The 7698-nt window shown below is 76.4% G+C and carries 9 protein-coding genes and 1 pseudogene; 2 read left to right on the top strand and 8 right to left on the bottom strand.

All coding sequences use genetic code 11. The features are described 5' to 3' along the window. The 6 genes from JWP64_RS30025 to JWP64_RS30000 form a co-directional block, all read right to left on the bottom strand. The coding region (locus JWP64_RS30025) for a glycosyltransferase (protein ID WP_297503652.1) at positions 1-1004 on the bottom strand (1004 nt) is incomplete at its 3' end. After that, complete coding sequence (locus JWP64_RS30020) at positions 1001-2041, bottom strand: glycosyltransferase family 9 protein (protein ID WP_297503650.1); 1041 nt, start codon at positions 2039-2041, stop codon at positions 1001-1003. The genes JWP64_RS30020 and JWP64_RS30025, both read right to left, overlap by 4 nt. Beyond that, a complete protein-coding gene (locus JWP64_RS30015; protein WP_297503648.1) occupies positions 2038-2601 on the bottom strand; it encodes an HAD-IIIA family hydrolase in 564 nt (187 codons plus the stop codon). The genes JWP64_RS30020 and JWP64_RS30015 overlap by 4 nt, the downstream gene beginning before the upstream one ends. 91 nt (positions 2602-2692) lie before the next feature. Then, positions 2693-3127 (bottom strand): ChaB family protein, encoded by a 435-nt coding sequence (locus JWP64_RS30010; protein WP_297503647.1) that lies wholly within the window; start codon positions 3125-3127, stop codon positions 2693-2695. Between the two features lie 43 nt (positions 3128-3170). Next, complete coding sequence (locus tag JWP64_RS30005) at positions 3171-4157, bottom strand: glycosyltransferase family 9 protein (RefSeq protein WP_297503645.1); 987 nt, start codon at positions 4155-4157, stop codon at positions 3171-3173. Next, positions 4150-5301: a glycosyltransferase gene (locus tag JWP64_RS30000; protein ID WP_297503643.1), complete on the bottom strand. Its 1152-nt coding sequence runs from the start codon at positions 5299-5301 to the stop codon at positions 4150-4152. The genes JWP64_RS30005 and JWP64_RS30000 overlap by 8 nt, the downstream gene beginning before the upstream one ends. A gap of 72 nt (positions 5302-5373) precedes the next feature. On the opposite strand from JWP64_RS30000, the gene JWP64_RS29995 reads away from it, so the two are divergent. Then, positions 5374-6498 carry a glycosyltransferase family 9 protein gene (locus tag JWP64_RS29995; protein ID WP_297503641.1) on the top strand — a complete coding sequence of 375 codons (1125 nt, stop codon included), beginning with the start codon at positions 5374-5376 and terminating at the stop codon, positions 6496-6498. A 22-nt stretch (positions 6499-6520) separates the two neighbouring features. Here the strand turns inward: JWP64_RS29995 and JWP64_RS29990 are convergent, their stop codons facing one another. Beyond that, entirely contained in the window at positions 6521-7126 is a 606-nt protein-coding gene (locus tag JWP64_RS29990) for an SDR family NAD(P)-dependent oxidoreductase (RefSeq protein WP_297503662.1), read from the bottom strand. Next, positions 7048-7308, bottom strand: coding sequence for an SDR family NAD(P)-dependent oxidoreductase (locus tag JWP64_RS29985; RefSeq protein WP_297503654.1), 261 nt, complete (start codon positions 7306-7308; stop codon positions 7048-7050). The genes JWP64_RS29990 and JWP64_RS29985 overlap by 79 nt, the downstream gene beginning before the upstream one ends. A 155-nt stretch (positions 7309-7463) precedes the next feature. Between JWP64_RS29985 and JWP64_RS29980 the strand changes: the two are divergent. Beyond that, positions 7464-7698, top strand: a pseudogene (locus JWP64_RS29980) (hypothetical protein); the annotation flags it as partial.

The following is a 7698-nucleotide window of genomic DNA, read 5'->3' as shown; positions in this document are numbered from 1 at the left end:
CGCGCCGGCCGGCTGCGGGCGGAGCGGGCCGCCCGGGCCAGGACGTCCTCCCAGTCGCCGAGGAACCGGTCGAGCCCGAAGCGCGTTAGGGCGGCGGCGCGCGCCGCCCGTCCGGCGGCGGCCGCGGCGGCGGGATCCGTGGTGAACCTGCGCAGGCCCGCGCGCAGCCGGGCCGGGTCGGTGGAGCGCACCCCGGCCTCCGGCGGCACCGCCTCGAGCGCCTCGGTCGTGCCGAGCACGACGACGGGCATCCCGAGCATCATCGCCTCGATCAGCGAGAGGCCGAGCGACGTCCAGCGGGCGGTGTGCAGGTAGACGCGGTGCCGGGCGAGCTCGTCGTGCATCCGGTGCTGGGGCAGGTCCCCGCCGCTGCGCACCCTGGCGGCGGTCCCCGGGTCCACCCCGAGGCCGGTCCGCAGGTGCTCGGCCAGGCGGTCCGTACCGATCCCGTAGACGTCGATCGGGGCCGCCGCGGCGAGGGCCGGCAGCAGGTCGGTGCCGGTGATGCGACCCCGCCGGACCGGCTCGTTGATCACCACGGCCGCGGCCGCGAGCTCCCCGACGGGGCGCTGCCCGGGGTCGATCACCCCGTGCTCGACGACGGTCGTCGCGGTCGAGCCGGCGTCCCACATGAGCGCGTTGAAGTGGGTGACGTGCACGAGCAGGACGTCCCGGTCGGCCATCGGATGCCGGCTCGTCGCGGCGTGCTCGCGGGGGGTGTTGTGCTCCAGGTAGATCGCGGGCACGTCCCGGCCCGGCACCCGGCCGAGCCAGCGCTCGGCGAGCTCGAGCTCCTCGGGCCGCTGCAGGACGACGACGTCCACGTCGGCCTGGCGCAGCTCCTCCGGCGAGACCTCGACCGCGTTGGCAGGCCAGTCCCAGGCGGCGGGCCGCCCGCCGCCCCACGGGCCGCGCTCGGGCAGCGTGGGCAGCAGGTAGCGGTGCGGGCCCTGGACGAACGCGGTCGTCCACGAGCCGTGCACGTGCCAGATCAGGATGTTCATGCGGGCACCTCCTGTGCGCGGAGCACATCGGTGATCAGCAGGTGGACGGCCTCGACGACCGCGGCGGGATCGACACCCGCCAGGCAGGGATGGCCGGGGACCGGGCACTCCCGGGCCCGGGAGTCCCGGCAGGGGGCGTGCTGGTCGCCCAGCAGCACGTGCGGCACGGCGTAGGGGCGCCAGCGCACGGCCGGGACGACCGGGGCGAACAGGGAGACGACCGGGGTGCCGACCGCCGCGGCGAGGTGCGCCGCGGCCGTGTTCCCGACGACGACCGCGGACGCGCGGGCGAGGACGCCGCCCAGCTCGGCGAGGGACGTCCGGCCGCCGAGATCGGTGCCGCGGCGGCCCGCGACCTCGGCCGTCAGCGCCCGCTCGTCCGGCCCGCCCGTCACGACGACCCGGTGCCCGGCCGCGGCCAGCAGCTCGACCGAGCGGGCGCAGTGCCCGGCGGGCCAGCGCCGCGCGCCCACCGCGGCGCCCGGGTGCACGACGATGTACGGCGCCGCGGGGAGCAGGTGCGAGACGTCGGGCGAGGGCAGGACGGCCAACCGCCCGTCGTCCCCGGCGGGCGCCGGGAACCCCGCCGCGGCCGCGATCGCGCGCATCCGCTCGGGCTCCGGCTGGTCCTCGTCGAGGGTCTCGCCGGGCCGCAGCCGGACGTCGAGCAACGCGCCGGCGTGGTCGACCGAGGCGCCGCTGATCCGCGGCACCCCGGCCAGGCGCAGCAGCAACGCCAGGGGCAGCGGCGACTGGTGGAAGGACGTCAGGATCACGGCCTCGTCGAAGCCCCGGACGGCGAGGTCCGCGACGAGGCCGGCGGTCTCCGCGGCGTCCACCGGCGGCGGGTCGGCGAGCACCCAGGGGCACGCCCAGCGGAGCACCTCGCCCGCCCCGGGCAGCAGCCGCCCGGCGGGGGCGCCCGCCGGTCCGCACAGGAGCGTGACGTCCGCCCGGGCGGCGACGGCGCGGACCGTGGGCCCGGCGAGCAACACGTCACCGGCCCCGTCGAGGCGCACGACCAGGGCGCGCGTCATGCCGCGCGTCCCGGGCCGGCCCCCCGCTGTTCCGCGAGGAGGAAGCGCACCGCCCCGACCAGGTCCCGCCGTACGACGGGCGCCGCCCGGATCTCCTCGGGCCGGGTCACCGCCGTCGGTACCAGCACGGACGCGGCGCCGGCGGCCGCGGCCGCCTCTACGTCCGAGCCGATGTCCCCGACGAACGCGAGTCGCTCGGGGGCGATCCCCAGCTCCGCGGCGGCGTCCAGCAGCATCCCGGGGGCGGGCTTGCGGCAGGCGCAGCCCTCCTCGGGGGCGTGCGGGCAGACCCGCCACACCCGGAACGGGCCGAGCAACCGGTCGACCTCGCGGTTGACCGCCGCGGCCGCCTCGGGGGTGATGAGGCCGCGGCCGATACCGGACTGGTTGGTGACGACACCGGTGGGTACACCCGCCTCGCGCAGGAGGGCGAGCGCGGCCCGGGCAGCGGGCACGGGCCGGACCAGCCGGGGGTCCGCGCAGTACGGGACGTCGACCACGAGGGTGCCGTCCCGGTCGAACAGCACGGCCTCCGGGACGTGCCGAGCGGTGGTTCGCATGCAAGAAAAGTGGCCATTGAGGATCGAGCTAAACGCTCTTGAGCCAACTGCTACTCTCCGTCGCCACTACTACTCTCCGTATTCGGGCTGGTCAGTCCTCCCGCGCCCGCCGGGTGGCCCGGTCGTTGGCCTTGCGGATCTCCTCCACCAGCTCGTCCTTCGTCCGCCTCGTGGGTGCCTTCACGTCGAGCCGTTTCGCCACCTCCACCAGGTGTTCCTTGGACGCGTTGGCGTCCACACCGGCCGCCGTCGGCCCGCCGGAATCCCGGGAGTCCGGGGTGGAGCGGGCGGCCCGCTCGTCCGACGGGCCGTACTCCTCCTTGGGCTCCCAGTGGTCGCCGACCTTCTCGTGCGTGTGCTTCAGCGCTGCGTAGGCCGTCTGCTGGGCGCGCCGGCCGCTGCCGTAGCTCTCCTCCGCGGACTCCAGGGTCTTCTTGTAGGTCCGGACCGCCTTGTCGTCGGAGCGGGCGATCGTCGAGGGGACGTCGTCGCGCATCTTCTCGGCCTCGTCCTTCTTGCCTGCCATGGTCGGCCTCCTTCTCGATGGTCGGACCTCGCCGGGTACCCGTTCACCCGGCGTGGGACGCCCGCAGCACGGAGTCCGGGGAGAGGTCCGCCATGCACGCGGGGCCGTCCGCGGCCAGCGGGCACCGGGCCTCCCACCAGCAGACCTGCTCGGTGATGGCCGTGGGACGCCGGTGCGGGCAGCCCGGCAGCCCCTGCAGGTCGACGCCCGCGGGGCCCAGCCCGTAGCGCGCGGCGGCCGTCGGCCCGAACAGTCCGACCGTCCGCGCCCCGACGGCCGCGGCCATGCGGACCGGGCCGGTGTCCGGCCCGACGACCGTCCCGCCCCGGTCCCCCACCGCGGCGAACAGCGCGGCGAGGTCCCGCAGGCCGGTCGGCGGCAGGGGACGCGCGAGCTCCTCGGCCCAGGCGCCCGGGGCCGGGTCCCCGGTGACGACGAGCGGGGACGTGCCGCGCCCCGCCAGCCCCCGGGCGAGCGCCGCCCAGTGCGGCCAGTGCTTGACCGCCATCCCCGCGCCCGGCACCAGCACCACGGGCCGGCCCGGATCCGTGTGGTCGGCCAGCGTCGCCGCGCCCCGGACGCGCTCGGCCGGGGTGAGGTGGATCGACGGCGGAACGTCGACGTCGTCGACGAGGCCCTCGGCGGCGAGGATCCGCAGGTAGCGGCGGCTGACCTGCTCGTCGGGCGGCGGGTTCCGCCAGAGGTTCGTGACGCTGCGGACGCCGCGGGACTCGATCTCCTCGGGGATCCCGCTGTGCCGGGTGGTACTCACGACGAGCGCCGGGCGGCGGCGGTCGAGCTCGGCGGCCACGGCGGCCCGCTCGTCGCCCTTCTCCGCCCGGACCACCTCGGTGACGGCCGGATCGGACTCGACGAGCACGTCGCCGGGGGCGTGGGTGAGCACCCGCACCGCGGCGCCGGGGTTCCGCCGGGCCAGCGCGTGGATCACCGGCAGCACCATCACCAGGTCCCCCAGCCCGCCGAGCAGGTCGACGACCAGGATGTCCGGATACCGCGTGCCATCACGCATGCGCGGGCCACCCGCGGACGCCCAGCACGCGGGCGTAGAGCTCGCGGTGCCGCTCGGCGATCCGCGGCCAGGTCCGCTCGGCGCCCGACGCCGCACCCCCGGCGGCGACCCGCCGCCGCAGGTCCGGGTCGTCGAGCAGCCGGACGAGGGCGTCCCGCAGGGCCTCGGGGTCCCGGACCCGCGGGGCCACGACGACGGTCCGGCCGTCGACCAGCTCCGGATCGGGAGGATCGGCCGGCGTGACGATCGTCGGCAGGCCGTGCGCGAACGCCGAGAGCAGCGCGCCGCTCTTCGTCGTCGCCCCGGCGGTGAAGGGGAACGCGGCGAGGTCGGAGGCGTGCAGGGCCGCGGACACCTCCTCCGCCGGGAGGTGCCCGGTGATCGTGACGTGGTCCGCGACGCCGCACGTCCGGGTCCACGCCGTGAGCTCGTCGCGGAACGCGCGGGCCTCCCCTTCCGGCAGCGCGAGCGAGGTGAACCCGCCGAGGACGAGCAGGTGCAGCCGGCGCCGCCCGGCCGCGCGCAGCCCCGCGACCGCCTCGATCAGGTAGCGCAGGCCCTTCACCGGGTGCACGAACCCGAAGAACGCGACGACCTCGGCGTCGGCCGGGATCCCGAGCCGGCGCCGGACCGCCTCCCGCGGCTGCGTCCGCCCGAGATCCGGGACGTTGGGCGCCAGCGGGACGAGCGCGGCCTCGACGCCGAGTCGCGCCCGCAGCGCCGCGGCGTGCCCGGCGTTCGTGGTCACCGCCGCGGCGCCGGCGGGGGCGAGGCGCCAGGTCTCCCGGTCGAACCGCCCGGTCCGCTCCAGCACGCGCCACACCGCGTCCGGGACGCGCGGCGGCGCGGACCACCACCCGTACTCGTGCAGCGTCGTCACCACCGGCGCGCCCACCAGGTCCGGCAGCACGCCCGGCCAGGGCGAGAACCCGAACGCGGACGGTGCGAACTGCACGTGCACCACGTCCGGGCGCAGCTCCCGGATCCGGCGGGCCGCCCTGAGCACGCCGCGCGGGGACCCGTCGACCGGCACCTGCTCGACGCGCGTCCCCTCCCCGGCGAGGGCGCCGACGAGGTGGCGCGTGTAGTCGGCGACGCCGTCGCGTCCCGGGTCCGCCCCGCCCTGAACCATCGTGATCAGCACGGAAGGACGGTTCCCCCCGCAGTACCGGCCGAAACCGGTTCGGCCGCGCCGTGCCGGGGTATCGACCGAACCGTGACCGATGTGGATCGAGGGACCGACGAGCCCTTCGAGCATCCGGCGGCGCTCGCCGGGCCGCCGATCGACTGGGCCGGCCTGCGCCGGCTGCTGGTGGTGCGGCCGGACAACCTCGGGGACGTGCTGCTCGCAGGCCCCGCGCTCGCCGCAATGCGGGCCGCCGCGCCGGACGCCCGGATCGACCTGCTGGCCTCACCGGGCGGCGCGGCCGCGGCGTCGCTGCTCCCCGAGGTCGACGACGTGGTCGTCGCGCGGGTGTCGTGGCAGCGGATCGAGCCGGCGCCGGGGGTGCCCGACCCGGGGCTGGCCGACGAGCTGGCCGCGCGGCGTTACGACGCCGCCGTCGTGCTGACCTCCTTCTCCCAGTCCCCCTGGCCCGCCGGCTACGTCTGTCAGCTCGCGGGCATCCCGGTCCGGGCCGGGACGTCGAAGGAGTTCGGCGGGGCCGGCCTGACCCACTGGGTGCCGTCGCCGCACGACGACCTGCACCAGGTCGACCGCGCGCTCCACGTGCTCGACCGGCTCGGGGTGCCGCCCGGCAAGTCGGCCCTGCACGCCCACGTCGCGCCCGCGGCCAGCGAGGCCGCCGAGCGGGCGCTGCGGGAGGCCGGAGGGGATCCGGGCAGTCCACACGCCGTACTCCTGCCCGGGGCGTCGTGCCCGTCGCGGCGCTACCCGCCGGCGGGCTTCCGGGCCGCGGTCCGGGAGCTGACCGGTGCGGGCCTGCCGGTCGTCGTCTGCGGCTCCGGCTCCGAGCGGGACCTGGTGCACGAGGTGGCGGACGGGATCCCGGGCGCGGTCGCGCTGGCCGGCGAGCTCGACGTGCCGAGCCTCGCCGCACTCCTCGGCGGGGCCGCGGTCGTGATCGCCAACAACAGCGGCGGGATGCACCTGGCGGACGCGGTGGGTACGCCGGTGGTGGTGCTGTTCGCGGGGACCGAGCTGGTCGAGCAGTACCGGCCGCGGTCCGTCCCGGCCCGGGTCCTCGGGGTGCCGACGGCGTGCACGCCCTGCCGCCAGTTCACCTGCCGCTACCAGCACGAGTGCCTGGACGTCGCCCCGGCCGAGATCGCGCACGCCGCCCTCGACCTCGGGGTACCGGGCGGGCTCCCGGGGACGTAGCGGCGTCCCCGGGAACGCTGCGTCACGCCGACCCCGGCTCCGCCATCTTCTTGTGCGCCTTCGCCTTGAGGGAGTCCGGCAGCACGTCGTTCGCGATGCCCTGGGCCTTCGTCTTCAGCGACCCCGCGACGACCTTCTCGTCGCCGTCGAGCAGGGCCTTGATCCCCTGTTCCGCGACCTGCGCCGGGTCGTCCTTCTTGGACGCCCCGACCTTGGTGTCGTCCATGTCGGCACGGTGGAAGAAGTCGGTCTCGGTCGGGCCGGGCATCAGCGAGGTCACCGTCACCCCGGTCCCGTCGAGCTCCTCCCGCACCGCCTCCGCGAACGACTGCAGGAACGACTTCGACGCGTTGTACACGGCCTGGTAGGTCCCGGGCATCGTCGACGCGATCGACGACGTGATGAGGACGCGTCCCTCGCCGCGCCTCGTCATGTCCTGCAGGACGTGCTTCGCGAGCCGCACCGTCGAGGTGATGTTCACGTCGATGATGGCCTGCTCGGCCTCGATGTTCGTCTCCACGAACGGGCCGCCCTGGCCCACCCCGGCGTTCAGCGCCGCGATGGAGAGCGGGCGGCCGGAGGCGACGACCGCGGCCCAGACCTCCTCGACGCCCTGGCGCTGCCGCAGGTCGGCGGGACCGACGCGACGTCGACGCCGGAGGTCCGCAGGTCGGCGACCGCGGCGTCGAGCCGGTCGTCCTCGGCCGTGACGGCCAGGTCGACGCCGCGCGCGGCCAGGTTGCGGGCGAGCTCGAGTCCGATCCCGCTGGAGGCCCCGGTGACGAGGGCGAGAGGTGTCGTGTCTGTCATGCCGGGCACGTACCCAGCCCGATGCAACCTGAACGCGGTGCTGCGCCGATCGGTTGGTTGCGGTGGAAAACGCCGCCGATCCGGTTGCCCGCCGCACCCGCGGGTAGGCCGCGCTGAGCCGAACGGCTACCGGATACGACGACAGGAGCAGTTCGATGACCCAGCCCAGGAGCGGACATCCGCCGGCCTTCCCCGCGGAGAACCCCACGGATCCGTCGAGGCCCCAGGTCGCGCGCGACGAGGCGGGCGCGGTGGGCCAGACTGCCGCCGACGCCGGCCGCCAGGTCGTCGAGACCGCGGCCGACCAGGCGGGGCAGGTCGCCGAGGAGGCCCGCCGCCAGGTCGGGGACCTGTTCGACCAGGCCCGTGAGCAGGCCGTCGAACAGGCCC

This window comes from Pseudonocardia sp., assembly GCF_025465255.1.
In the GTDB taxonomy this organism is placed as follows: domain Bacteria; phylum Actinomycetota; class Actinomycetes; order Mycobacteriales; family Pseudonocardiaceae; genus Pseudonocardia.
Note: the sequence above shows the minus strand (reverse complement) of the source record. Positions and strands in the feature narration are given on the sequence as shown.